We start from the raw sequence: 25,532 nt of genomic DNA, 5'->3' as shown, positions 1-25,532 counted from the left end.
CAACATGTAAAACCTTTATTCTTATAGCACTCCTGCAAATACTTCTTCCGCAGGTCCCGTCATATAGACGTGATTATCCGCTTCCAGCCACTCGATGAACAAGTCTCCACCTTTGAGTGAAACCGTCGCCTCACGATCCGATAATCCATTCAGCACAGAGGAGACTAGCGTAGCACACGCGCCTGTTCCGCAAGCCAGCGTTGGCCCAGCGCCTCGCTCCCAAACCCGCATATCCGTAAAAGCACGGTCGCGAACGGTCGCGAATTCGACATTTATTTTACGCGGAAACATCGGATGTGCTTCAAGCTTCGGCCCCCATGTCGCGAGGTCAAAATTCACAGCATCATCAACATAAATGACGCAATGCGGGTTCCCCATGGACACTGCTGTGAAACGAAACGATCTGCCATCTACTTCAATCGGGTAATCGACCACCGCATTGGCATCTACCGTCGTTGGCACCTGAAGTCCTTGCAGAATGGGCTCTCCCATGTCCACGCGAGCGGTCACAACTTTGCCATCTTGCACGTGCACTTGAACTTTCTGTACACCAGCACCAATGGTTTCAATCGTAATTTCTGTTGCATCAATCAGCTTATGGTCGTACACATATTTGGAAACACAGCGGATCGCGTTGCCACATTGTTCAGCTTCTGATCCATCCGAGTTAATAATGCGCATTTGAAAATCTGCTTTTTTTGAAGGAAGAATAAAGACGACGCCGTCAGCACCGATGCTAAAAAATCGATTACACAGCTGAATAGCCAGCTGGTCAGCACCGGCAGGCAGCTCCTTCTCTCCGGCTACGACGATAAAGTCATTGCCAAGTCCATGCATTTTCGTAAAATTCATGTCAAGCACCCCTATGTGCGGTTTAGCCATTATCATAGCGTAAAATCGCTGGTATGCATAGCCCTACCCCCTCAAAGCACGGTCATAGTCGCGAAATCGCCACATCTTGCAATACAAGAAAAAAGCCGCCTCACGGCAGCTTTTTCACTTCCCTTATCTAAAACTTGGCTTCGAAGATTTACTGTACACAGAAGCGCTTAAACCTCTCGAACCTCTGGAGCCTTTGTTGCGTTTTGGCGACAATACACTGCCCAAGCCCATAAAGAACGTCGGTATACCCGCTGCGACAAGAACGAGAATCCAGTCCTTCCAGCCCAGTGGAACGGTTTTGAAGATCGGTTGCAACGCATCCACATACATAACGCCGAGCATAAGAATGAGCGATGATAATACAGCAAGCACTAAGTACTTATTTTGCAGCGGATTGCGGTGGAAAATGGAACGTGAGCTGCGACAATCAAACACATGGATGAGCTGCGCCATAACTAGGGTAGCAAACGCGACGCTTTGCGCTTTCAATAACGTATCTGCATCGGATGGATTCACACGTAAGATGAGCCAGAAGGCACCTAGTGTACATACCCCAATGAGTATGCCTCGGGAAATAATTTTCCAGCCTAAGCGTCTTGCAAAAATACTTTCCTTCGCCGAACGCGGCTTATGCTGCATTAAGTCCTTCTCTGCCTGATCTACACCAAGCGCCATGGCAGGCAGACCATCGGTGACCAAGTTTACCCACAAAATCTGAATGGGCACGAGCGGGAGCGGAAGTCCCGCCATCATGGCGATAAACATCGTCATAATCTCCCCTACGTTGGATGCCAGCAAATAACGAATGAATTTACGGATATTTTCATAAATACTGCGTCCCTCTTCAATCGCTGCAACAATGGTTGAGAAATTATCATCACTAAGAATTAAAGATGAGGCCTCTTTCGATACATCCGTGCCCGTAATCCCCATTGCAATCCCGATATCCGCAGCTTTAATCGCTGGTGCATCGTTGACCCCATCACCTGTCATAGCCACAACGTGCCCATTACGTTGCAACGATTTAACGATTCTAAGCTTATGCTCTGGGGAGACCCTCGCATAGACGTAAGTATCGTTGACTTTGGCATCGAGTTCATCATCTGAAAGCTGGCCGATCTGCTGACCGCTCATGCTTACACCGTTGGTTGGAATCATACCCAACTGCTTTGCAATAGCTTCAGCTGTTGTTTGATGATCACCTGTAATCATAACCGTCTTAATGCCAGCTTTACGGCATTTGGAGATCGCATCACGCACTTCCTTGCGCGGAGGATCAATCATACCGGTTAAACCTACAAAGACCAAGCCATTTTCGACATCCTCATGATCGTCAAACCGATCACTTGCTTTAAGCTCTTTATAAGCAATGCCCAGTACACGCAGCGCCGATTTGGCCATGCCTTCGTTCGCTGAGATAACCTTTTGCTTCAAGGTAGAGGTGAATGGTATGACTTTGCCCTCCCACAGAATGTAGCTGCAATGCTGCAGCAATACATCCGGCGCCCCTTTCGTACAAGCCATACGGCCATTTTCAGAGGACACGAGAACGGACATCCGTTTACGCTCCGAGTCGAAAGGAAATTCGGCAATTCTTTTATACTTTTCACGGAGCGAACCTTGGGTAATCCCGCTCTTGGCACTCAGAACAACTAAAGCTCCTTCTGTTGGATCCCCTTTAATATTCCAAATGGAAGTAGAACCCTCTGCGCCCTCTTTCCCTTTTTTTCGCTTCGTTTCCTGCTTCTCTTCAATTAAGGTTGCGTTATTACAAAGAGCTGACACATGAAGCAGCTTCGAGAGGGAAGGATGCTTATGCACATCGGTATGCTGGCCACTTAACAGAATGTTGCCAACCGGCGCATAACCGTCTCCCGTTACCTCTAGCACATCACCACCGACCCACAAATGAGTGACTGTCATTTTGTTCTGCGTTAGCGTTCCTGTTTTATCTGAGCATATGACGGAAGCACAACCTAATGTTTCAACGGAAGGCAGCTTTCTAACGATAGCTTTGCGCTTAATCATTCGTTGTACACCTAGAGCCAATGCAATCGTTACAATCGCCGGGAGCCCCTCAGGGATAGCTGCAACGGCTAAGCTGACGCCAGCCAAGAACATGGCATAAGGTGGTTGTCCATGCATAATACCTGCTACTACAACAAGAATGGTCAACGCAATAGCGACGATAATTAAAATTTTACCCAGCTGTTCTAAACGGTGCTGCAGAGGCGTTTCCATGGATTCGGTATTTTGAATCAGGTCAGCAATTTTACCCATTTCCGTGCCCATCCCGATTCGAACAACAACGGCTTTCGCTGTGCCACGAGAAACCATCGTCCCCATGAAGCCCAGATTACGCTGATCCCCCAGCGGTACTTCATCATGAGGAATAGAAGCAATCGTTTTACTAACAGCAATGGACTCCCCGGTTAAGGCCGACTCCTCGATATAGACACCATTGGTCTCTAGAAAGCGCACATCCGCCGGGACTCTGTCGCCGCTCTCAAGGAATACAATATCACCAGGAACCAGATCACGAGCCGGAATTTGATGTACAGCCCCTTCTCTCCAAACATTCGCATTAGGTGCAGACAGCTCTTTCAGTGCACGAAGTGAGCGTTCCGCTCGAAATTCTTGGGTAAAGCCCAGAATCCCATTCATCACAATAATGACGACAATCGTAATCGCATCTAAATATTCACCTAGCAAGCCGGATATTAGAGTCGCCCCCAATAGGACCAGCACCATGAAATCTTTAAATTGATTTAAGAGCAGTGTAATTGGTGATACACGCTGCCCCTCTGAGAGCTCGTTTCGCCCTACCTCAGCCTGACGCTTCCAAGCTTCTTCCCAGGGCAATCCTTGCTGTATATCCACCTGCTGCAATTGCAAGACATCCTCCGAGTTCAACTGGTACCACTTATTCTGACTCATGCGCCCTTCTCCCTCCCACATCCACTTGATCTTGTCTCACGCTTATACGTATTTGTATTCAGACAAGCAGGAAAATATCCCTGAAATCATCTTTCCTTCCCAGAGCCCCTTAAGTTTTTGTGAAAAGTATGGCATCATAGAGATTAGCAACGTTGTCAGCCAACGAACTGGTTGCGAAATACAGTCGCGAAAGACAACTAGCCCCAAAGAATGGAGTTGTATGCATCATGGCTTTAGACGGACTCGTCCTTCATGCAATTGTTCACGAGCTTCAAATGTATGTAGGAGGCCGAATTAATAAAATTCATCAACCGAGCGAAAATGATATTGTCCTGCAAATTCGCACCCAAAGGCAGAACGTGAAACTGCTGCTTTCTGCTAACCCTACCTATCCACGCGTTCAAACAACAGAGCAAGTATCTATAAATCCAATGGATGCCCCCATGTTCTGCATGCTTCTTCGCAAATATTGCGAGAGCGGGGTCATTGAAGCCGTAGAGCAGATTGGCATGGAACGGGTCATTCGTTTCCAAATTCGTCATCGTGACGAACTAGGTGATGTCTCCCTCAAGTATATTATTGTGGAAATCATGGGACGCCATAGCAATATCATTCTCCTCGACCCTGAAACAGACACGATACTCGATGGTATTCATCATGTTACACCAGCCATTAGTTCTTATCGTGTTGTCATGCCAGGCAGCAAGTATGTGGCACCACCGGAGCAAGACAAGCAAAATCCATTAGAAGTGGATGCTGAAGCTTTCGTACAAACGCTAGCGAATACGCAATCGCACGAGGGAGATGCAGCGCCAATCCAGCCCGAGCAGCAATTAGTTGCTGCATTCAGCGGACTAAGTCCCTTAATTGCCAAAGAAATTGTGTATCGAAGCAAGCAACGAAACGAGGCAGCAGACACATCCTCACTATGGCAATCATTCAGCGAAATCATGATGGCCACACGCGAGAATCGCTACGAACCGGTTATTGTAGAGCAAGAATCGACCGGCAAGCTGAGCTTTGCGATGACGCCGCTCACGCATATCGCAGGTACGACGAAATCGTATCCAACGCCAAGTGCGTGTTTGGAACAATTTTATGGCGACAAGGCCGAACGAGATACGGTTAAACAGCGTGTATCTGACCTATTGAAGTTTTTACAGAATGAAGTCAATAAAAATGTTAAAAAACTGGAAAAACTCCAGGATACGATCGAAGACTCCAAAGATGCGGATAAATTTCGAATCCTAGGCGAGCTATTAACCGCTTCGCTTCATACGATAAAGAAGGGTGACAAATCCGTCCAAGCCATCAATTACTATGAGGAAGATCAGGCGATGATCACCATCCCCTTAGACCCGCTCCTTGGACCTGCGGAGAACGCACAGCGCTATTTTAAAAAATATACGAAATTGAAAAACAGCACGGCTATCGTAGAGGAACAAATCACCCAAACACATCAAGAAATTACCTACCTCACCACTCTGCTCCAACAATTGAGTGTCGCCTCATTGCCGGATATAGAAGAAATTCGCGATGAACTTATGGAGCAAGGCTATGTGCGTGACCGCAATAAGAAGCAGCGCAAGAAAAAGAAAAAAGACAAGCCCGCTTTAGCCTGCTACGAATCGAGCGAAGGCGTGCCTATCTATGTGGGGAAAAATAATACGCAGAACGAATATCTGACAAACCGCCTGGCATCATCCATGGATACCTGGCTGCACACGAAAGATATACCTGGCTCCCACGTCGTAATACGCGGCGAATTCAGCGACACAACTTTGCTTGAAGCAGCGCAGCTAGCTGCCTACTTCAGTCAGGCCAAAAACTCCAGTCAAGTTCCTGTTGATTACACAACGATCAAGCATGTCCATAAGCCAAACGGCTCGAAGCCCGGCTTTGTCATTTATGTGAATCAAAAAACTCTTTATGTAACGCCGGAAGAGGAAGAGATCAAGCAATTGAAAGTGACGATTAAATAGACATGCCAAAAAAACCTATCGGGATTCTACATCTCGATAGGTTTTTCATGTATATGACTGTGACTAATCCCATTGCTTAACTAATGCAAGTAGATAGGCCCTAACTTGCTCTTGCAGATCCGGACGCTGTAAGGCGAGCTCAATCGTCGCTTCAATATACCCCAGCTTGTCCCCCACATCATACCGCTTCGCTTGCATGAGATATGCGGCCATCTGCTGCTCTTTATTCAATACGCGCAAAGCGTCTGTTAATTGAATTTCACCGCCGCGGCCTGGCTCTTGCTTCTCAAGTATGCCGAAAATTTCAGGCAATATGATATAACGACCGATTACCGCTAAATTCGATGGTGCTTGATCACGATCCGGTTTCTCTACCAGATCCTCAATCAAGCGATAATGTGCACGACTCGACGCGGGAGAAATAATGCCGTACTTACTAACATCCGCCCAAGGTACTTCTTGAACCGCAATGACGGAGGTTTCTGTTTGCTCATAAATATCCATCATCTGTTTAAGACCTGGCGGAGAAGATTGAAGAATATCATCCCCCAGCAGAACAGCGAACGGCTCATCTCCGATAAATTTGCGCGCACAAAGAATAGCATGGCCTAAGCCAAGCGGCTGTTTCTGACGGATATAGTGTACATCCGCAAGATTGGATACCGACTTCACAATCTCCAGCAGTTGGGTGTTTCCCTTTTCTTCAAGCATCATCTCTAACTCGACGGACTTGTCAAAATGATCTTCAATTGCACGCTTGTTACGCCCGGTGACAATAATAATATCCTCAATACCGGAATCAATCGCTTCTTCGACAATATATTGAATCGCTGGTTTATCCACAATAGGCAGCATTTCCTTGGGCTGCGCTTTGGTCGCAGGCAAGAAACGAGTCCCTAATCCTGCCGCCGGTATAATAGCTTTGCGTATTTTCTTCATGCACGTTCCCCCTTCGACGATTGTAAACGCTCAACGACATCCATGCCAATGCGTTTGGAACCGATTGCTGCATGGAAAGCAACACCGCCGCGTACACCATGAAAATCAGATCCCGCGGTCATCAACAGCCCCTTACGCTCAGCAAGGATCTTATATCTTTCCTCATCTACAGGGGAATGATCAGCATGATACACTTCAATGCCGTCTATCCCCTGCGTAGTAATGGCCTCAACCAGAGCATCATCCTGATAGAGACCTGGGTGTGCAAGCACCGCAGAACCGCCAGCCTCGTGAATCCAAGTAATCGCCGTTGCAGGTTCTATTCGCGGTGGATTAGCGTACGCAGCAGCCCCTGTAGCTAAATAGCGATCGAAAGCTTCCGTAATCGTACTTACATAGCCTTTATTCAAAAGTACAGCAGCAATATGTGGCCGCCCTACCGTGTCCCCTTTGCGTTTTACATTTGCTACTTCTTTCAGGACTTCATCCATCGTAATTTCAATGCCCAATTCCTGTAACCGCGCAATAATCATCTCGTTACGAATATCCCTCGTATCACGTAGAGAGGACAATCTCTGTAAAAATCGTTCATCCTCAATGTTCATGTAGTAACCGAGAATATGAATATCTTGGCCATTCGCAACCGTTGAGATTTCAACGCCAGGAACTACGACAATGCCCAGTTCTAAACCTGCGGCTAGCGCTTCCGCAACCCCCGAAATGGTGTCATGATCGGTAATCGCAATTGCACTTAGACCTGCGTCTAGAGCCATTTGAACGTTCTCTCTAGGCGATTGCGTCCCATCAGAAGCTGTTGTATGTGAGTGTAAATCTGCTTCCATTCGATTCTTCATGATATCCCCCACTGTTATAGAAACCGACTTAAATCTTCTTGTCGCAAAAAAGTCATGAAGCTTACTGCTGAAATTGGCAGCAAGGTCGAGTTTAGATAGATCGCATAAAAGCTGCGCTCAAATGTAATATTCTCAATTTTCTTCACCTTAAAGAGTCCTAGCGTTACCTCATGCTTGACCGAAGATTGCGATAAAATAGATATACCCAACCCCGCTTCAACAGCGGATTTAATTGCTCCCGTGCTTCCTAGTTCCATGACAATCTTCATCGTGGAACAATCCATGTTGCATCGCGCAAACTCTTCCTCCATAACCCTTCTCGTACCAGAGCCTTGTTCACGCAAAACAAAAGGATACTTCAACAACTCCTCCAGGGTAACTACCGGGGCATCCGCCAGCGGATGGTCCGAAGGTACTATGAGGCGCAGTTCGTCGCTTAAAATCGGTTCTGTATGGACATCTGGATGATGGATTGGTGCCTCAACAAGACCGAAATTGAGTTGGTGACTAAGCACCTCATCCAGGATCTGCGCTGTGTTCATCACTTTCATCGAGACGGAAATGTTCGGATAGTCCTTGCTGAAGGGGCCTAGGAGACGAGGCAGTATATATTCCCCCATCGTTAAACTAGCACCTAATTGAAGCCGTCCTTCAATCATCATTGTAAACTTGGACATGGCAACGTCCGTGTCACGAATCAGCTCAATGCTATTTTTGGCGAAAGGCAGCAGTGCTCGTCCCGCCTCGGACAATTCAATCTTCTTCGTGCTGCGATGAAAGAGCTTTACGCCGAAGTAATCTTCAAGAGATTGTACCTGCATGGTTACTGCAGGCTGGGTCATATGTAACGCACCGGCTGCATGTGAGAAACTGCCTTTTTCCGCTACGGTATAGAAAATATGTAATTGATGAAAGTTAAGTGCCATGGAATACCGCCTCTCTTAGCTCCATTATATGAAATCGAACCCGTGCAGTCCATCAAGAACGCCAAAAAAGAGTATGTCCACCTAGACATACTCTGATGAATTCCATGATTAGCGACGTTTGCGGCTATTCTTAATCAATGTCATACGACGAGAGTGCCTCAACCAGGAATAGTATGATTTTAAATCACGCAGCTCCATGGTCTCTGACATTTTTCCTAGAAAGGTAACGATAATCATTTTGTGTAAGGGATTGCCAACAAGATCAGTCTCGTGCTCCAGATGTGAGAATTCGGCCACAACTACTAAATCATCATCAATCAGATAAACGTCTTCTTCATTCCGATAATAAGGCACCATGCTATCATTTTTAAGCTTCTCCCAAAGAAAAGCGCAAATTTCCTCTAGTGAATTGTTATCGCTTGAAATGCGATCACTCCATCTTAGCTTAGCATGATTCGTGATCACGATATCCGCTACTTTCTTATCGCCCAGCTGTACGAAGAATGGTTCGTAAGTACTCCATCGCCCCATCACCTTATCTTTCATGATCACATCCCCTTTCCTAATTCAAATGGGACCAAATACCTACTCCCAGAAGCTTTGTAAGTTATATTTTACTACATTATAACTTTTTTTCCCATGGAAGAATATATAAAATTATTAATAACTATTTATGAAGTCAGCAAACTATGCCTAATTTTCGGAAAATTGAGAAAACTTACTGAGATGACACACCAACTTGAATGGCAAGGGTTTCAAATGACAAAAAAAAAAAAGAAAAAAGCTTCTCGCGAAGCTTTCATTTTGCACTGCAGCCTCAAAGCGTGTAAAATCTAGTTTTGTCAGGCACGTCACTACTATATTCCGTTTTAATTTCATTACGGTATGATTTCTCTACCTTCTTCACGTAAGGCAGCTTGAGGAGGCTGCGTGTGGTTTCTTCCAATTTGCTCGCATGTATATAAAGAACTGCATAATTCATTTTCTTGGATATGTAATGAAGGGAACCGAACCGCTCCAAATTTCTGGCGGCTTTAATATCGTTCACCCAAATGATTAATCCGCTTCGCTCAATCATCATGATTGCAACCTCTTTTCAATAATCCTAGTATGGAGTGATCTCACAACATGAAGCCATCAGACACTATTGTCCGCGTGTCTCGCGGACATATAACGGAAAGCATACATCGCATCCACCTCGCTGTCGTAGACACCCAAGGAACGCTCCTGCACGGTGCAGGCGATCCACAGCTACTCACCTTCGCCCGTTCAACGGCGAAGCTCATTCAAGCGCTGCCGGTCATAGAATCCGGCGCTGCTGATCATTTCGGCCTGACCGAAGCCGAAATTGCCCTTATCTGTGCTTCCCACAATGGGGAAGCCGAGCACGTGAGCACGGCCCGAGGCATACTGGGCAAGCTCAGGTATCACGCCAAGCACCTGCAATGCGGTGCGCACGAGCCGTACCACGCAGCAACTGCACAGGCGATGCGCGAACGGGGAGAATCCCCTTCAACCTTGCATAACAATTGCTCGGGCAAACATTCGGGTATGCTATCTCTTAACAGCCATCTGGGTGCTTCACCAGATACGTACATGAGTCCAGAGCATCCTGTTCAAGTCCTCATGTTAGATGCTGTGAGCGCCATGTCAGATGTGCCGAAGGAGCAGATCGAACTAGGTATTGACGGCTGCGGCGTCCCCGTGTTCGGCATGCCGATCAACCGTCTCGCCCTTGCTTTTGCCCGTTTGGGCAGCCCTGATGGGCTATCTGAGGGGCGTGCAAACGCTTGCCAGAGAATTGTCGAGGCTGTGCGAAAATATCCTCAATTCCTCGCAGGAAGCGACCGCTTCGATACGCGATTAATCGAGGTAACCCAAGGACGAATCATAGGTAAAATGGGGGCCGAAGGCATCTTCGCTCTCTCCATACCTGAGCTGGCAATCGGCTTCGTCTTAAAAGTGGAAGACGGAAATATTCGTGCTCTGTATCCCGCGGTGATCGAAGCGCTGAAGCAGCTCCACTATCTCTCCGAAGCCGAAGTTAGCGAGCTCGCGACATTCCATACGCCTGCTGTCCACAATTGGCAAGGAACCGAGGTCGGACGAATCCGACCTGATTTCCGCCTGTAGACGAGTGTTAACCGCAATTCCCGCTGCAGCTTCCACCGGAGCTGCAGCCTTTTCCCGTTGGTAGCGGGTTGTTACTCGGAACTTTAATCGAATCCGATACGGCATGAGCGATCGTCGTGGAAACTGTAAACAACAAGTCGTCCAAACGATCTTCAGCTTCTTTATATTTACGAACAGCTTCCACTGCAAGCAGCTTCTCCTGCACGTCATTCACAGCGGCTAATGCATCGTGATAACTAGGGTGGTAATGACCAAAACGCTCGCATTCCTCAAAAGCATCTTTCTTTCTAGCAAAAACAGCTTGCAAATCTTTAACTTCCTTGCTGTTCTCAACCGCGGTCTTCCAATATAAATAATCTGCAACTTCCGCAGAAGAATTAATCATATCCCCCATATCGTAGGCCTGCATAAGGATAGCCGACATATCGAGTGTTTCTGTTTCCATTGTTTGTAACATTACGACAACCCCATCCTTCCTCGCGAAAAAGTCTATAACACTTCTATCATATCACAGTTCGCCAAGAGTTTCTTCCTTTTCTCTCACACCTCCATCGTTGATTCCTGGCAATATGAGCTTCATCTCGTTCCAATCCTCGCTAGCCCAAGCAATCTCCTGATATTCTTCCCAACCTTCTAGAATCCAACCTGTCCGATCTTCTCGCAGCATGCGAGGGATGATGAAGCAATCGCGCCCCTCTTTTCTCAACTGCAGCACACTCTTCCATTCGATGGCTTTACGAATCATATCCTTCCGTGTAGAAGCATGATAGTCGCGAAGCTCCTTGATCCAGCTAGCAGGGATCTGCTGTATATCTGGATAGTGTTCCTCCGGCTGGGGCAAATAAGGATCAATTTCATATAATTGAATCGTATCTCGCGAGTAGCAAAGGCCTGCGGCAGGCTGCGACAAGGAGGGAAACACGTCATCCTTTTCCACAGACATATTCGCAATTTGATTAGGATGAAAGCCCATTGCTTCCAAACACTTGGTCACATCTTTTACATGCTCACGTGAAATAATAAAATGGGAGTCACCAATGCGCTCACCGAGCAACATACGGCACTTTTCATTCCGAATCAGTGCTTCCGCCACTTCCACAGATTGACAGCGAAGCAGCGTAACCTCTTGCATATAGAGCTTATCCTTTTGCTCTTCCCACTGTTCTAAAGTAATAATCACTTGTTCAGGAATTTCATAGTAAGCATTGTCTTGCAATAATTGAATCACTTCAGCGCTCTTCAGTCCATGGTCTAACGCCCGTTGAAAGCTTTCCTTGGTCAAACGATAGGTACGTACAATATCGGAGTTCACGAGGTCACTGAACATCGCAATTCGCCATTCCAGGTAAAGGGACGCGTCTGGAGGTAGAAGTACTTCAAAATCGGGCTGAACGTAGAGCGTTGCGGTCGACTTGTTTTTGCGTGACGGTTCTCTTTCAAAGTCTAGATTGGCATCCTCAATGCGCTGAGGGTTGATGAGCCATTTGAACCACAGATCCTCTCCCTGCTCCTGCGCCAATTCAATAAAACGAAAAGAGGACAATGGCTTCATCCAAACCATCAGTAAATCCTCTTGCAGCGAGGTCTCGTCCATTGTTTTTCGGGAGATTGAACAACAAGCCAAGATGGCTTGAGTTAGTTCATTCAAACTATACCACTGCTGAGAAGTGCACCTCTCCATGAAGGCAATTCCATGCTCTAACCAAACGGGTGCGGGAATTAAGGCCTGCCGCCAAATGTGATACAACTGCAATTGCTGTTGTTCATATGTCCCTTGCAGCCACGCCTCAAAGTTCCGGTGATGAATCAGGAAACCGTTACCCCATTCATTTTTGTAAACAAACCCCATCTGTAACGCCAATTCCAGCATCAACGCGGCAGGCTCGTTATAAACGTCTGTGAAGGCATACGTAAGTCCAGACATCGTGATTATTCTTTTGGGCAGACTCACATGTTCAGTAAGCTTGTGAATTAACTTCTTATGTAAGGTTCCTTTATTCGTAAGGGGAAGTGCAGGCTGCCGCGAACAACTGACCATGAAAAGAAACAATTGCTGAGCTAACCCTCTAGGATTTATTTGGCGGCTTTCTTCTTCCTCAATGCCTCCCACATATTCGCCAATCTCCCCAGAACTTAGAGGTTCAAGTTGACTTTCCGACCCTTTAAAGGGATTTATTGATATAGGGAATAGAACCTGTTGCCACACCGCAAAGGCATCTTCTGGTAACATGAGCAGCTGGTCTCCCCATGACTTACGAAAAGCAACAATGACCCCATATCGACGGAGCCCCCACAACCCTAAGCTTATTTGCGCGCCAGCCATTTGGAGCACCGCTTCTTTTTCCAACCGCTCCTTCGTAAAAGGCTGACAGCCAAATGTTGACATCACAAGACGCAGCGTGCGCCTCTCATCCCAGGTAAGCTCACTAGAAAGCTCGCGTATATGAGCAGGTGACGTCAATACCTCGCCTAATGTTGAATTAGTTGTTGAAAATGCCGCGCACCACGGTTGTCTTATGATGACTTCTCTTAAGGAGCCCGGCATTTTCCTTTCTACGTGCTCATACTTCATTTTCTATGCCTACCTCCACGCTTAGCTCTTGATCCCAGCTTGAGATCTCATATTGATAGCCCTGCTCCACAAGAAATAACTGTCTCTTCATGGCAAAATCCTGCTCCTTCGTGTCTGTACTTACGAGTGAATAGAAGACGGCCGTATTTTCTCCATTCCGTTTCGGCCGAAGAATACGACCGAGTCTCTGAGCTTCTTCCTGTCTCGAGCCATAACTTCCTGAAACTTGAATAGCAATCGCTGCATCGGGGAGATCGACAGCGAAGTTGGCTACTTTAGAGACAATGAGCAGCGGAAGCTGTCCCTTTTTGAATCGCTCATAGAGCTCCTCACGCCGTTCATGAGGAATGCTTCCACAGATCATAGGTGCACCTGTATGAACGGCAATCTGTTCGAGTTGATCAATATACTGACCGATAATTAGCGTCGGCTCATCCCGATGAAGCTTCAACAAATGATCAATAACATCCAGCTTCGCTGTATTCTCCCCTGCAATTCGGAACTGGTGCCTAGCTTCAGAGGCAGCATAACGATCACGGTCCTGAATAGAAAGTGGTACGCGCACTTCTTGGCAGGTAACCCTCGCAAGCCATCCCATCGTTTCTAGTTGCTTCCACGCCATGTCATACTTCTTAGGCCCGACCAAAGAGAAGACATCACCTTCTAAGCCATCTTCTCTGATTAGGGTAGCTGTTAAGCCGAGCCTACGTGTCGCTTGTATCTCCGCAGTCGCTCGAAAAACAGGGGCAGGCAGAAGGTGAACCTCATCATAAATAATGAGGCCCCACTCCCTTTCACTAAATAGCCGTAAATGTGAGAAATCAGCCTCCTTGCTCCCGCGATGCGTTAGAATTTGATAGGTAGCAATGGTGACTGGTCTAATCTCTTTCGTCGTGCCATTATACTCACCGACTTGATCGCTCGTTAGCCCGGTTTTACTTAAAATTTCTCTTTTCCATTGCTTCACAGAAGTCACATTGGATGTAAGGATGAGTGTAGCGCAGCTTGCTTTCGCCATTGCCGCAATCCCGACCACCGTTTTTCCCGCTCCGCAAGGAAGCACTAGAACACCACTCCCACCGTGACCCACCTGTTGAAAAGCATCTACGGCTTGCTTTTGATAATCACGCAGCTGGAATGGCTCCTCCATCTGATCATCATCTCGCCAAGGAATCTTCAAAAATTCGCCGCTGCGGTATGAGGCCAAATCCTCTACCGGATAGCCGAGTTTCATCAGTTCTTGCTTCAGAATCCCCCGATAGCTCGGTGAAATGGCAATAGCCCGTTCCCCCCGGGTATCCTGCAGATATTGTTGCAAGGAATCATAGGCACATATTTCTTTAAATACGACAGTATCCTCGCTGACTAAGAAAAGTTCCTTCCCCACATGCAACATGCGTAAAAGGCCGTACCGTTTTGTATATTTTCGAATCGTGCTAAGAACAGATGAGGGTACACCGAATTTGGCATAGAGCTGCAAGCAGGTTGTCATCTCTTCCAACCCCATTCCCGCTGCAGCTGCATTCCACAACGATAACGGTGTAACCCGATAAGTGTGAAGATGCTCAGGGCTTTTCACAAGATCAGCAAAGCGAGCCAGCTTACTCTGGAGCTTTTCAAATTCAGGATGATTCGTTTCCAGGAGGATTGTTAAATCACTCTGAACGATCAGAGGTCTTGATGGATCCATAGTCATCGCGTATTCCCTCCTTTTTCCTTAGTATGAAGGGAAAGCACTAGATTTAAACATGATCGCCATGTTCTATCCACGATCTACCGTGACGACGGAAACACAAAAAGGGCAGCTAGCGATATGACCGCTAACTACCCGAATGTTAGATTGCAAAACTACTCCACACGAACCGCTTGCGCTTGGGCAAGTAAACACAATTCAGCCGCTTTAAACGTATGCGCTTGTGTCATTGCATTTTCCGTACGATGTATGCAGTCCAAAATTAACTGACCAAAAAATGGAAACCCTACTTGTCCATGCAGACTGTAGTGCTTCTCTCCTTGTTGGTTGACCAGATACAACTGATCCCCTTGCGGATCACGAGCAATATCAATATATTTACGCATTTCGATGTAACCTTCAGTACCTAGGACTAATGTACGACCATCTCCCCATGTCCCTAGGCCATTAGGTGTCAGCCAGTCTACACGGAAATAGTTCGTTGCCCCATTGTCTCCAATAAGTGTTGCATCTCCGAAATCTTCAAGCTCTGGATAATCCTTGGCATTATAATTAGCTACCTTACTGCTAACCACTTTTGCATCCTTACAGCCCGAATAGTAAAGGAATTGCTCAATCTGATGGCTGCCAATGTCAGCCAGAATACCGCCATATTTGTCCTTCTCGAAAAACCAATCGGGACGGCTTGGTGCATTCAAGCGGTGAGGTCCAAGACCGATGACTTGAACAACCCGCCCAATTGCGCCCTCTTCAATCAATTGACCTGCGAAAACAGCACTTTCCACATGCAGACGCTCGCTGTAGTACACCGCGTATTTACGGCCAGTTGCTTCTACAACCGCTTTCGCAGCTGCAAGCTGATCCAGTGAAGTGAACGGTGTTTTATCTGTAAAATAGTCTTTGCCATGCTCCATTGCGCGAATACCTAGCGGACCACGCTCACTAGGAACTGCTGCCGCAGCAATCAGCTTCACTTCAGGGTCATGAAAGATTTCTTCTTCGGAAGCCGCTGCTTTCGCTTGAGGAAACTTTTCAATGAACGCAGCAACTTTAGCTGGGTCTTGATCATATACCCATTTCAGTTCCGCACCTGCTTCTAGAAGTCCATTAGTCATGCCATAGATATGGCCATGATCCAATGCGATAGCTGCGAAGGTAAACTCCCCTTTTTGAACGACAAGGTTCGGTTTCCCTTTTGGTGCATAATTCATGCCATCATTCTTTTGCATTTTGAAATTTCCCCCGTGAAATTAGACGTCAAGTGTTTTAAAGGAGCCAGACTCTTTATTGTTTTTGGAGTTTTTGATTCGATCTTGCAAATGCTGCTCGAATAGATCTTCATCGATCGGCAAATCAACCCAGTTATCTGTGAACGTCGATAGCATGATGGCATTGGAAATCATTAGGCCTTTAATGCCTTCTGCCCCTGGAGCAATCAATGGTGTTCCATGAAGAATCGCATCAACAAAGTTCTGTGTAATGCCCATATGGCCCGTTTCTTTGCCCTCAACCGGAATTTCACATTTCCAGCACTCCGGTGAACCAAATCCACCTTTGTACGTTTCGTTAAACTCTCTTTCGGAAACACGTAAACGCCAGAACGTCAATTTCCCGTCTTCGATGACGATTTTACCACGGTCACCGGACAATTCGAAACGGTTAGTCCCTGGAGCTTCGCCTGTCGTAGTCACGAACAGTCCAGTAGCACCATTTTCATATTCAACAAAAGCAGTTACATCATCTTCAACTTCGATATTGCGGTGTTTTCCGAAATAACAGAAAGCGCGAACGCGTTTTGGCATCATGTCAATCGTCCACTGCCAAAGATCTAATTGATGCGGATCCTGATTAATGAGAACGCCGCCACCTTCACCAGCCCATGTTGCACGCCAGCCGCCTGAATCGTAATAGCTCTGTGATCTATACCAGTTGGTAATAATCCAGTTCGTTCTGCGAATTTCACCTAGCTCGCCAGAAGAAACCAAATCTTTTAGTTTTGTATATAGAGGATTTGTACGTTGGTTATACATCATACTGAATACTTTACCTGAAGCTTCAGCAGCTTCGTTCATTTGACGAACTTGTTTCGTATACACACCTGCCGGCTTCTCACAAATAACGTGTAAGCCTGCTTGGAAAGCGCGCACAGCTGTTTCAGGGTGATCATAGTGAGGCGTTGCGATCAAAACACCATCAATCAAGCCAGAAGCTAGAAAATCGTCAAGATTGTCAAATAATTGAATACCTTCACCTAGATTTTCCTTCGCCCACTGTAGACGGTCTGCTCGTGGTTCACAAATAGCGGTAAGTACGCCGCCCTTCACTTCATTTTTCACCAAATATTTGGCATGTCCAGTTCCCATGTTCCCCAGACCAACGATACCAATCCTTACTTTTTCCACTGTACGTCACCTTTTTCTTGTCAGATTCACAATTAATAAGCACGTTTTCACTTTAGCATATTTAGCGAGAGGCATCTTGTCGCAGATTGACTACCTTATTGCGAACTTTGACAGTTAAATGCACTAGGCGCAATTTTACTGTTCGGAAGCGGGAAGTTGAATGTTAACCGAGGTTCCCACGCCAAGCTTACTCTGATACGAGATACAACCATGATGCTCCTCAATAATCGTAAAACTCACCATCATCCCAAGTCCTGTCCCTTTTTCCTTCGTCGTGTAGAAGGGCTCGCCAATTCGTGGCAGTCGATCCTCTGAGATACCTTGGCCTTGATCGACGAAAGTTAATATGACATCATTTCCTTGCTTTAGGGAGGTAATCGTCAAAATGCCGCCTAAAGGCATTGCTTCAATTGCATTTTTGATGACATTCACAAATACTTGCTTAATTTGATTCCGCTCACAATTTACTGTCGGTAGCGTCGAATCTCCACACAAAATAATTTCCACATTATTCATAATGGCTTCTGTATTTAATAATTGAATGACTTCTTCCAGAATAAGGAATGGATCATGAGGCATGTAGGCCACCGCTTGCGGCTTTGCAAGAATTAAGAGCTCACCAAGTATTAACTCAATGCGATTAAACTCTTCTTGCATAATATGATAATACCGCATCTTACTCTCTTCGCTCGCGTGACACATCAGTTTCACAAAGCCTTTAAGCGCTGTTAACGGGTTGCGAATCTCATGTGCGATGCCTGCCGCCAGTTGACCAGCAACATGCAGCTTTTCTGTTTTACGGAGCAGCTCCTCAGTTTGTTTCTGCACCGTAATATCCTGCACTGTTCCGAATAAACACAGCGCTCTCCCCCACTCGTCATATGAGGTTCTTGCTAACGTGTGTAGAATGCGCACTTCCTCACGTACCACAACCCGATAAACGAGATCCAACGATCCTTTTAATAACGCATTTTTAATTGCTGCCTTTGCGTTTGACTGATCATCAGGATGTATGCTGTCTATGAGAGTTTCCACAGGCATTTGCTTAACCGCATTATGACAACCAAATAACGCCGTCAATTCGTCTGATAAATACACCATATTATGGATGATGTCCCACTCGTAATGCCCTAAGCCAGCAATTTCTTGCGCAATCTCCAATTTCGCTTTGCTTTGGATGAGCTCATTTTCGATTTGTTTGTGCGTTGTAATATCATGAATCAGTCCGCGAACTGCTATCCGTCCACCGTCCAAGATGACTCGCTCGATTTGAGAACGTAGATGTCGAACTTCCCCATCTTGACGTGTAATTCTATATTCGGTATCTGACACACCACTTAGGACAGCTTGTTTCGTTGCAAGCCATACCTTCTCACGGTCATCCGGCTGAATGAGTTCAATTGCCTTGCTCAAATCAATCCGTACAGCCGGTTGAAGACCATGGATGCGAAACATTTCGTCCGACCATAAAATGGTATCCTCTTCCAGATCTCGTTCGAAGCTGCCGAATTGTCCTAACCGCTGAGCTTGCAAGAAGCGCTCTTCACCAATCTTTCGTTCGGAGATATCTCGCCAAATGCCCAGGTTCTGAGTGCGTTTCCCTTTTTCATCCAGCAACCACTTGGAATTGTTTTCAAACCATACGTACCAACCCTTTTTATGAAGGAACCGACAGGAGATGGTTCCCTGCTCATTCCGTATATCTGTATCTTCTGTCATAAAAATCTTCTTCAACCCGTCCAGATCCTCCGGATGGCAGAAAGACAGCATATTGGCCCCATACATATCCTCGAGTTCATAACCTAGCAAACCTTTTATCGAGACGGAAACATAAAGCAGCGTGCCGTCCGTGGCAGTCAACGTTATTAGATCTTGCACATAGTCTGTATATTTTTGATACAGATTATTTTCAATAGCTTCATGATTAGCAAGCATTTCAGTTTTTCGAATGATCACATGTAAGTTGTCACCCACGGGATACGCATTTACATGAATCCATTGATTGGAGAGCTTTACATATTCCTTAAAGACGACTTCCTCTCCTGATCTGCGGGCTTGATGAAAATGGCTATACGTGGCGTGCCTAATGACAGCTGGGAACTCTGTCCACGCCATTTTACCTATAAGATCCTCAGGCGATCGATTTAAAACGCTAGCGCCATACTGATTTGCGTATATATAATGCCAGTTTGAATCTAGGATGATAAATCCTATGGAAGCGTTTTCTTCGAGCATGTTCATCTTTCGTATACGTTCCCCCTTCACCCTTTTACGTCTATTATTATCGCTTACTCAGACGTACCTCGTAAAGAAGGAAAAAAGCAGCCTCGCTCAGAAATGAGGGAGACTGCTTACGAAATTACTAGTCATTCTTAATGACTACCAACCAGTGTACGTTCTTGAGAGATTCGGCTTAGCGCTTCCCCAGCCTCGTCTTCAAAGCTGCCGCGAACAGCCAAATCGCCAATGGCCACGATGCCGATAAGCTCACCCTGTTCGACAACTGGCAACCGCCTAATTTGATGCTGAGCCATAATTTTCGCAGCTTCATCTACAGATGTTTGAGGGTCAACGGTAATCATATTTTTGGTCATTACTGTTTCCACAGCAGTCGATCCCGAATGCTTCTCCGCATATCCTCGAACAACAAGATCCCGGTCCGTCACTCCGCCTATAAACTGCTTTCCATCGAGAACCGCTACAAATCCAATATCGTGCTGCTTCATTTTCAAAGCAATCTCGAATACATTATCCAGCAGGGTAACCGTCACGCAATCCTTGCTCATAATGTCCTTTACGGTCTTATTAGGCAATTTCCTCATCCTCCTTGGTGTCATGTCATGCAACAAATGATTGCTACATTAGCATTCACCAAGGTTCTGGAGGCATTCATGCCATATAATCCAAGGCCATGGACAGCAATAAATTCGCCGCGTTCAGCATGGATCTTTCATCAATGTCGAACTTAGGATGATGGTGTGGATAGACGATTCCCGCTTCCACATTACCAGCGCCTACAAACATAAAGCATCCTGGCTTCTCTTGCAAATAATAGGAAAAGTCTTCTCCGGCCATAATAAGTGGAGACTCATGTACGTTCTCTTCACCAAATAAGGCTGTGCCTACTTGAAAGAAACGTGCCGCTTCGTTCGCATCATTGATCACTGTTGGATAGCCGAGTTTATATTCCAGTTCATACGTTGCTTGAGACATTTCACAAGTCGACTTCACAATTCGCTCAATGCGTGTTCTCACATCTTGTCTTAGCTCTGGATTGAAAGTCCGCACGGTTCCATTGAGTACGCTCGTCTCTGCAATAACATTGAAGCTTGTCCCTCCATGGAACGAGCCAATACTAACAACACAAGGTTCAACAGGGTCTACTTGCCGACTTACAATGGATTGCATGTTAACAACTAGCTGTGAGGCAACATACACACTATCGATCGTTTGATGAGGTAATCCACCGTGTCCGCCTTTTCCCTGTACTCGGATGGTGAATTCGTCTGGTGCGGCCATAAAAGCCCCTGATCGCGTGTAGACATGCCCGACTGGGAATGGCGTCCATAGATGCACGCCGAACACGGCGTCTACACCATCCAAGGCGCCTGCTTTAATCATGGAATCAGCACCGCCAGGAGAAATTTCTTCAGCATGCTGGAACAGAAAAACTAAATTCCCTTTAAGCTCCGCTCGATGCAGGCTAGCTACTTTGGCTATACCCAGCAACGTTGAGGTATGTGCATCATGTCCACAGGCATGCATAATCCCATTCTTGGTTGATGTATAGTCACATTTTTTCTCATCCTGAATCGGAAGAGCGTCCATATCAGCACGAAGGGCAACCGTCGGTCCCTCACCGCCGCCGCGGAGCAAACCAACAACACCATTCCCACCAACACTTGTACGAACTTCAATGTCCCAGCTCAGCAAATGTTTAGTAACAAACTCAGCCGTCTGGTACTCATGGTAGGAAAGCTCAGGATTCCGATGCAAATAACGCCTCCAGCCCACCATTTCTTCATATATGGCTTGGAGATCTTCCTGAAATTGATTCATCAGATACACCCACCTCCCGTTTTCGATCGCTTACTATAGCTAAAAAAATGATCTATTGAACCTATTCTATCAAATATTAACACTGGTTTCATCTTTAAAGTGACATCAAATATTAGAATTTAGACATGGCATTCGACTTGCACAACCTTTTGAAACATACTATCATGAGAAAAGAATGCATACGTACACTATGGAGGCGTTAAAATTGATTATTGAAGCAACTGGCTTAAAAGGCCTAAAAAGCGACTTGGCTCACTTGGACGAAGTAACAACTAAACTTGGTTTCGTGCGCTGGCAATGGGAATACACTCGTGCTACTTACGATTTTAAAATGGAAGATAAAGCAAGCAAAGCAGTCTACTTCTTACGTGTCAATGCACGCGTTGAAACTGGCAAGCTAGAATCCCCTTATGCTGTATTATATCTAGAAGAAGCTTACATAGGCAAAGAAACATTCCCACATGGTTTGGACTACGATTCACCAATCCCGGAGAATGTGCTCAAAATCTCCAAACAAAAATTAGACCAACTGCAACAATTATTAGCAGACTAGGCGAGGAATCAGCATGAATCCACCTCGAAGAGGAACGCCGGATTTTCTGCTGCTTTTATTAACCTTTGTATTGGTCTGCTTTGGATTGGTCATGGTGTTCAGCGCAAGTTCAATGACAAGTGCCTATCGGTGGGACGACCCTTGGTTCTTTACGCGCAAGCAAATTGTAGCTGTTGGGATCGGCACGATCGGGATGTTATTTTGCATGAATATTCATTATTCGAAGTTGAAAAAGCTCGTCATCCCAGCTTTCTTCTTCATTGTACTCGGCTTAATTTTCGTTGTCTTTACAAGTAAAGCGAATGGCGCGAGCAGCTGGTACTCGCTCGGCAAATACGGGATACAACCAACGGAGTTTGCCAAATTAATAGTCATTATGTATCTCGCTTCACTGATAAGTAATAAAGAAGAGAAATTCAGAAGTTTTAGCAAAGGGTTGCTCCCTGCTCTTGTGATCGTAGGTTTTGTGTGCGGCTTGATCCTCTTACAGCCCGATTTCGGTTCCTGTATGATCCTCTTGACGTGTTCAGCCATTGTCATTATGGTGGGAGGGTCGAACCTCAAGCATGTTTTTTATCTAGGTATCCTAATGTCGATTGTTCTTGGAATTGCCGTTCTCTTGTACCTCGTATTAGGGGACACAGACTCTAACTTCAGGCTCAATCGTATCACATCATTCTTGGATCCTTTCGCTGATCCGCAAGGCTCAGGCCTGCAAGTTGTGCAATCCTTGTATGCTTTCGGGCATGGGGGACTGACAGGCGCTGGATTCGGACAAGGTATTCAAAAACTTCACTATTTACCGGAAGCACATAACGATTTCATCTTTGCTATTATTGGCGAGGAGCTCGGATTCATTGGCAGCTCACTCTTCCTTCTCGTCTATTTAATCTTTATTTGGAGAGGGATTCTAATTGCCGTACGTTGTCCAGACATGTTTGGGATGTTATCGGGTGTAGGGATCATGGTCATGTTCGCCATACAAGCCTTTATTAATATCGGCGGTGTGACCAATACCATTCCCCTCACAGGGGTAACGCTGCCCTTCATCTCAGCAGGCGGCTCCTCGATGATGGTCTCACTCATCAGTATGGGCGTAATCCTTGGGATATCGCGTGAGCAATCCTTCAAAGAATTACCATCTGCACAAAAAACGCAGAAAACACATAAAAAAAGACCCTTATCGACATGATATAACGTCGACTGGGTCTTTTTTTACAACGTGCGAAAGAATAAGGTTGCGACAACCGTTTCATAACACTCATTTAACTCGAAGCTGATCTTCTATTTCTTCTTCCGTAAAGGCAACGCCTTCCACCTTCACATTCACTTCCACCACATTTAGACCTGTCATATTTTCAACGGCTTCCCGCACGTTTTCTTGAAGGTCCCTGCAAACATCCTGAATCCGAGAACCATATTTTACGATCACTCGTAGATCGATCGCTGCTTCTACTTGTCCTACCTCAACAGAAACGCCGCGCTGCACATTTTTACCGCTTAGACGCTTAGCTAGGCCTTCTGAGATACCACCTGACATGCCCGCAATGCCTGCTGTTTCCAAGGCTGCTAGCCCTGCGATTGTCGATACTACGTCATCAGAAATTCGAATTAAGCCAGTTTGATTGTCTTCGGACATACGGATCACTCCCTAAACTTGGTATAAATCTATTGTAATAAGAACAAAAGCTTAAAGCAAGAACTGCCTGAATGTATCCATTTTAATTTACTTTATTAACCAAAGTAGTTATATTAAAAGAAGTCAAAAAGTTCCAATATCTATGAGTCGGAGGGTTCACATTGAAAGGAAAATTATTCTACATAGGTTTGTTAGTATCATTCCTTGCTGCGGGTATTGCGCATTACGCGCATCTAGATACAACCTGGCAATTCGTTATTGCTTGTGTGGCTATCGTATTCGTGGCCGGATTCTTAGGGAGAGCGACAGAAAGTGTAGCTCACTATGCAGGAGACCGTATGGGCGGCTTCCTCAATGCAACTTTCGGAAACGCAGCTGAGCTCATTATCGCCTTCTTCTTAGTGAAGGATGGGTTATTTGAAGTGGTTAAAGCCAGTTTAACCGGTGCCATCATCGGGAACTTGTTGCTTGTACTTGGACTCAGCCTATTCGCTGGGGGATTAAAGTACAAAGAGCAGTCTTTTAACGTTAAACTAGCGTCACATAACTCCTCGCTGATGATTCTCGGTGTTGTCGCACTGTTCATTCCCGCGTTATTTGCCAGAGGCTTGACTACGGATGAAACATCCTCCATGAGTATGATTGTGGCGATTATCCTAATTGTAGCTTATCTACTCTGGCTGTACTTCTCCATGGTCACTCATAAAAGTGTACTTTCGGATGAAGCTATCGAACATGGTGAAGCCGCATGGTCCAAAGGTACTTCGATTGTGTTCCTCATCTTGGCGACGGCCATGGTAGCCTTTACAAGTGAATGGCTAGTTGGAACCATTGAAGAGGTGAAAGATAAATTCGGTCTATCCGACCTGTTTGTCGGTGCCTTCTTAATTGCTATAATCGGGAACGCTGCTGAGCATAGTGCTGCTGTGATGATGGCAATGAAAAATAAAATGGGTGCAGCTGTAGAAATTGCGATAGGGAGCTCGTTACAAATTGCCCTATTCGTCGCACCCGTGTTAATCCTGCTCAGCTTCTTCATCAGTGGTTCGCCAATGAACATTGTCTTTACTACCTACGAGATCGCTGCGATCGGCGTCGCCGTCTTTATCACGAAATCCATTACACAAGATGGATCGACGAACTGGTATGAAGGACTTCTCCTCATGTTCGTCTATATTATCCTTGGTGTCGTATTCTTCCTCGTATAATTGTCATCAGACAACAAAAAAAAGTAACCCCTCGGGGTTACTTTTTATTGTTCAACGCTTCATACAGTTGCGCAAGATTACGTTCAAGCTTATTGAGAATTTGTTTGCCTGGCAACTCGGAGATTAACCCCGCGCGAATAGCAAAATCAATTTCCCTCGATAGTCCGTACATTTGCGTATCTAATACCTCTTCGTAAAGTGGACATTGACGCGTCGTCAAGTTTTCCATCTGTACTTCGATCAGCTTTTCGATTTTATCTGCATCTTCTTGAAGAAGATTAAGCGCCTTTTGATTCATATCCAGCAATAAATCAGATGAAGACATTCCCAACTTCCCCCTATACGCAAAGTCATCCGTCCTTATATGATCTATATTAAGCGAAATTGCCGTAATATACAAGAGAAGGTACCCTCAGAGATTCTGAGAATACCTTCTCTTGTGAAGAAAATTAATCTTGAACGACGTTTACACCTAAATTATGCTTAGCAAATACATCCGCCATAGCTGTTTTCGCTTCATCAGCATCTGGTCCATGAACATGAAGATCATAGTTGCTGGAGCTAAGTAGCGTAGTAAACAAGCCAAGAATACTTTTTACATCGATATACTTATTGTCGTATTGAAGAACGATGGATGATCTGAATTTATTAGCTGTTTGGGAAATCTCAACAATTGCTGCATTATTAGCACTTGGCATATTTCATTCCTCCATTATAGTCACATATGAGTTGGTCATCTTGCTTCCTCTATGA

Annotated in this window: 23 protein-coding genes; 5 read left to right on the top strand and 18 right to left on the bottom strand. The window is 45.7% G+C overall.

Annotated elements, in window-relative coordinates:
- Positions 1-21 precede the first annotated feature (21 nt).
- A complete protein-coding gene (dapF, locus tag J2736_RS13330; RefSeq protein ID WP_310227263.1) occupies positions 22-852 on the bottom strand; it encodes a diaminopimelate epimerase in 831 nt (276 codons plus the stop codon).
- 153 nt (positions 853-1,005) lie between these two features.
- Entirely contained in the window at positions 1,006-3,819 is a 2,814-nt protein-coding gene (locus J2736_RS13325; protein ID WP_310227260.1) for a calcium-translocating P-type ATPase, SERCA-type, read from the bottom strand.
- A gap of 227 nt (positions 3,820-4,046) precedes the next feature.
- On the opposite strand from J2736_RS13325, the gene J2736_RS13320 reads away from it, so the two are divergent.
- Positions 4,047-5,801 carry an Rqc2 family fibronectin-binding protein gene (locus J2736_RS13320; RefSeq protein ID WP_310227258.1) on the top strand — a complete coding sequence of 585 codons (1,755 nt, stop codon included), beginning with the start codon at positions 4,047-4,049 and terminating at the stop codon, positions 5,799-5,801.
- A 63-nt stretch (positions 5,802-5,864) separates the two neighbouring features.
- Here J2736_RS13320 and galU read toward each other — a convergent pair whose 3' ends face one another.
- The 5 genes from galU to J2736_RS13295 form a co-directional block, all read right to left on the bottom strand.
- The gene (gene galU, locus J2736_RS13315) at positions 5,865-6,740 is read right to left on the bottom strand and encodes a UTP--glucose-1-phosphate uridylyltransferase GalU (protein WP_310227256.1); all 876 of its coding nucleotides are present in this window, start codon (positions 6,738-6,740) and stop codon (positions 5,865-5,867) included.
- Positions 6,737-7,594, bottom strand: coding sequence for a PHP domain-containing protein (locus J2736_RS13310; protein ID WP_310227255.1), 858 nt, complete (start codon positions 7,592-7,594; stop codon positions 6,737-6,739). Before J2736_RS13310 ends, galU begins: the two co-directional genes overlap by 4 nt.
- A gap of 14 nt (positions 7,595-7,608) precedes the next feature.
- On the bottom strand, positions 7,609-8,520 hold the full coding sequence (locus J2736_RS13305; RefSeq protein ID WP_310227253.1) for a selenium metabolism-associated LysR family transcriptional regulator: 912 nt from the start codon (positions 8,518-8,520) through the stop codon (positions 7,609-7,611).
- A 108-nt stretch (positions 8,521-8,628) separates the two neighbouring features.
- A complete protein-coding gene (locus tag J2736_RS13300; RefSeq protein ID WP_056612399.1) occupies positions 8,629-9,066 on the bottom strand; it encodes a hypothetical protein in 438 nt (145 codons plus the stop codon).
- Positions 9,067-9,337: 271 nt separating this feature from the next.
- Positions 9,338-9,601 (bottom strand): YlbG family protein, encoded by a 264-nt coding sequence (locus J2736_RS13295; RefSeq protein WP_056612401.1) that lies wholly within the window; start codon positions 9,599-9,601, stop codon positions 9,338-9,340.
- A gap of 47 nt (positions 9,602-9,648) precedes the next feature.
- Here J2736_RS13295 and J2736_RS13290 point away from each other — a divergent pair, with 47 nt between their 5' ends.
- Complete coding sequence (locus J2736_RS13290; protein ID WP_310227251.1) at positions 9,649-10,653, top strand: asparaginase; 1,005 nt, start codon at positions 9,649-9,651, stop codon at positions 10,651-10,653.
- A 7-nt stretch (positions 10,654-10,660) separates the two neighbouring features.
- Here the strand turns inward: J2736_RS13290 and J2736_RS13285 are convergent, their stop codons facing one another.
- The 8 genes from J2736_RS13285 to J2736_RS13250 all read right to left on the bottom strand — a co-directional run bounded on the left by J2736_RS13285 (position 10,661) and on the right by J2736_RS13250 (position 21,379).
- Complete coding sequence (locus J2736_RS13285) at positions 10,661-11,110, bottom strand: YlbF/YmcA family competence regulator (RefSeq protein WP_310227249.1); 450 nt, start codon at positions 11,108-11,110, stop codon at positions 10,661-10,663.
- Between the two features lie 51 nt (positions 11,111-11,161).
- Positions 11,162-13,225, bottom strand: coding sequence for a helicase-associated domain-containing protein (locus tag J2736_RS13280; RefSeq protein ID WP_310227247.1), 2,064 nt, complete (start codon positions 13,223-13,225; stop codon positions 11,162-11,164).
- Positions 13,215-14,921 carry a DNA repair helicase XPB gene (locus J2736_RS13275; protein WP_310227245.1) on the bottom strand — a complete coding sequence of 569 codons (1,707 nt, stop codon included), beginning with the start codon at positions 14,919-14,921 and terminating at the stop codon, positions 13,215-13,217. The genes J2736_RS13280 and J2736_RS13275 overlap by 11 nt, the downstream gene beginning before the upstream one ends.
- A 152-nt stretch (positions 14,922-15,073) precedes the next feature.
- Positions 15,074-16,147, bottom strand: a complete 1,074-nt coding sequence (locus J2736_RS13270; RefSeq protein ID WP_310227243.1) for a Gfo/Idh/MocA family protein — start codon at positions 16,145-16,147, stop codon at positions 15,074-15,076.
- A 21-nt stretch (positions 16,148-16,168) separates the two neighbouring features.
- Entirely contained in the window at positions 16,169-17,320 is a 1,152-nt protein-coding gene (locus tag J2736_RS13265) for a Gfo/Idh/MocA family protein (RefSeq protein ID WP_310227241.1), read from the bottom strand.
- Between the two features lie 135 nt (positions 17,321-17,455).
- The gene (locus J2736_RS13260) at positions 17,456-19,561 is read right to left on the bottom strand and encodes a PAS domain S-box protein (RefSeq protein WP_310227239.1); all 2,106 of its coding nucleotides are present in this window, start codon (positions 19,559-19,561) and stop codon (positions 17,456-17,458) included.
- A 131-nt stretch (positions 19,562-19,692) separates the two neighbouring features.
- Positions 19,693-20,142 carry a CBS domain-containing protein gene (locus J2736_RS13255; RefSeq protein ID WP_310227237.1) on the bottom strand — a complete coding sequence of 150 codons (450 nt, stop codon included), beginning with the start codon at positions 20,140-20,142 and terminating at the stop codon, positions 19,693-19,695.
- 67 nt (positions 20,143-20,209) lie between these two features.
- On the bottom strand, positions 20,210-21,379 hold the full coding sequence (locus J2736_RS13250) for an amidohydrolase (RefSeq protein ID WP_310227235.1): 1,170 nt from the start codon (positions 21,377-21,379) through the stop codon (positions 20,210-20,212).
- Positions 21,380-21,584: 205 nt separating this feature from the next.
- On the opposite strand from J2736_RS13250, the gene J2736_RS13245 reads away from it, so the two are divergent.
- Together J2736_RS13245 and ftsW are read left to right on the top strand one after the other, a co-directional pair.
- A complete protein-coding gene (locus J2736_RS13245; protein WP_310227233.1) occupies positions 21,585-21,932 on the top strand; it encodes a YugN family protein in 348 nt (115 codons plus the stop codon).
- A 13-nt stretch (positions 21,933-21,945) separates the two neighbouring features.
- Positions 21,946-23,124 (top strand): putative lipid II flippase FtsW, encoded by a 1,179-nt coding sequence (ftsW, locus tag J2736_RS13240; protein ID WP_310227230.1) that lies wholly within the window; start codon positions 21,946-21,948, stop codon positions 23,122-23,124.
- Positions 23,125-23,193: 69 nt separating this feature from the next.
- Here ftsW and J2736_RS13235 read toward each other — a convergent pair whose 3' ends face one another.
- Positions 23,194-23,571, bottom strand: a complete 378-nt coding sequence (locus J2736_RS13235; RefSeq protein ID WP_056612440.1) for an Asp23/Gls24 family envelope stress response protein — start codon at positions 23,569-23,571, stop codon at positions 23,194-23,196.
- A 161-nt stretch (positions 23,572-23,732) separates the two neighbouring features.
- Between J2736_RS13235 and cax the strand changes: the two genes are divergently transcribed.
- The gene (cax, locus tag J2736_RS13230; RefSeq protein ID WP_310227227.1) at positions 23,733-24,779 is read left to right on the top strand and encodes a calcium/proton exchanger; all 1,047 of its coding nucleotides are present in this window, start codon (positions 23,733-23,735) and stop codon (positions 24,777-24,779) included.
- A gap of 37 nt (positions 24,780-24,816) precedes the next feature.
- Here cax and J2736_RS13225 read toward each other — a convergent pair whose 3' ends face one another.
- Both J2736_RS13225 and J2736_RS13220 read right to left on the bottom strand, forming a co-directional pair.
- The gene (locus tag J2736_RS13225; protein ID WP_056612445.1) at positions 24,817-25,104 is read right to left on the bottom strand and encodes an Fpa/YlaN family protein; all 288 of its coding nucleotides are present in this window, start codon (positions 25,102-25,104) and stop codon (positions 24,817-24,819) included.
- A gap of 124 nt (positions 25,105-25,228) precedes the next feature.
- On the bottom strand, positions 25,229-25,477 hold the full coding sequence (locus J2736_RS13220; RefSeq protein WP_310227224.1) for an HPr family phosphocarrier protein: 249 nt from the start codon (positions 25,475-25,477) through the stop codon (positions 25,229-25,231).
- Positions 25,478-25,532 lie beyond the last annotated feature (55 nt).

The sequence above is a fragment of the Paenibacillus qinlingensis genome (assembly GCF_031455095.1).
Lineage (GTDB): Bacteria > Bacillota > Bacilli > Paenibacillales > NBRC-103111 > Paenibacillus_E > Paenibacillus_E qinlingensis_A.
Note: the sequence above shows the minus strand (reverse complement) of the source record. Positions and strands in the feature narration are given on the sequence as shown.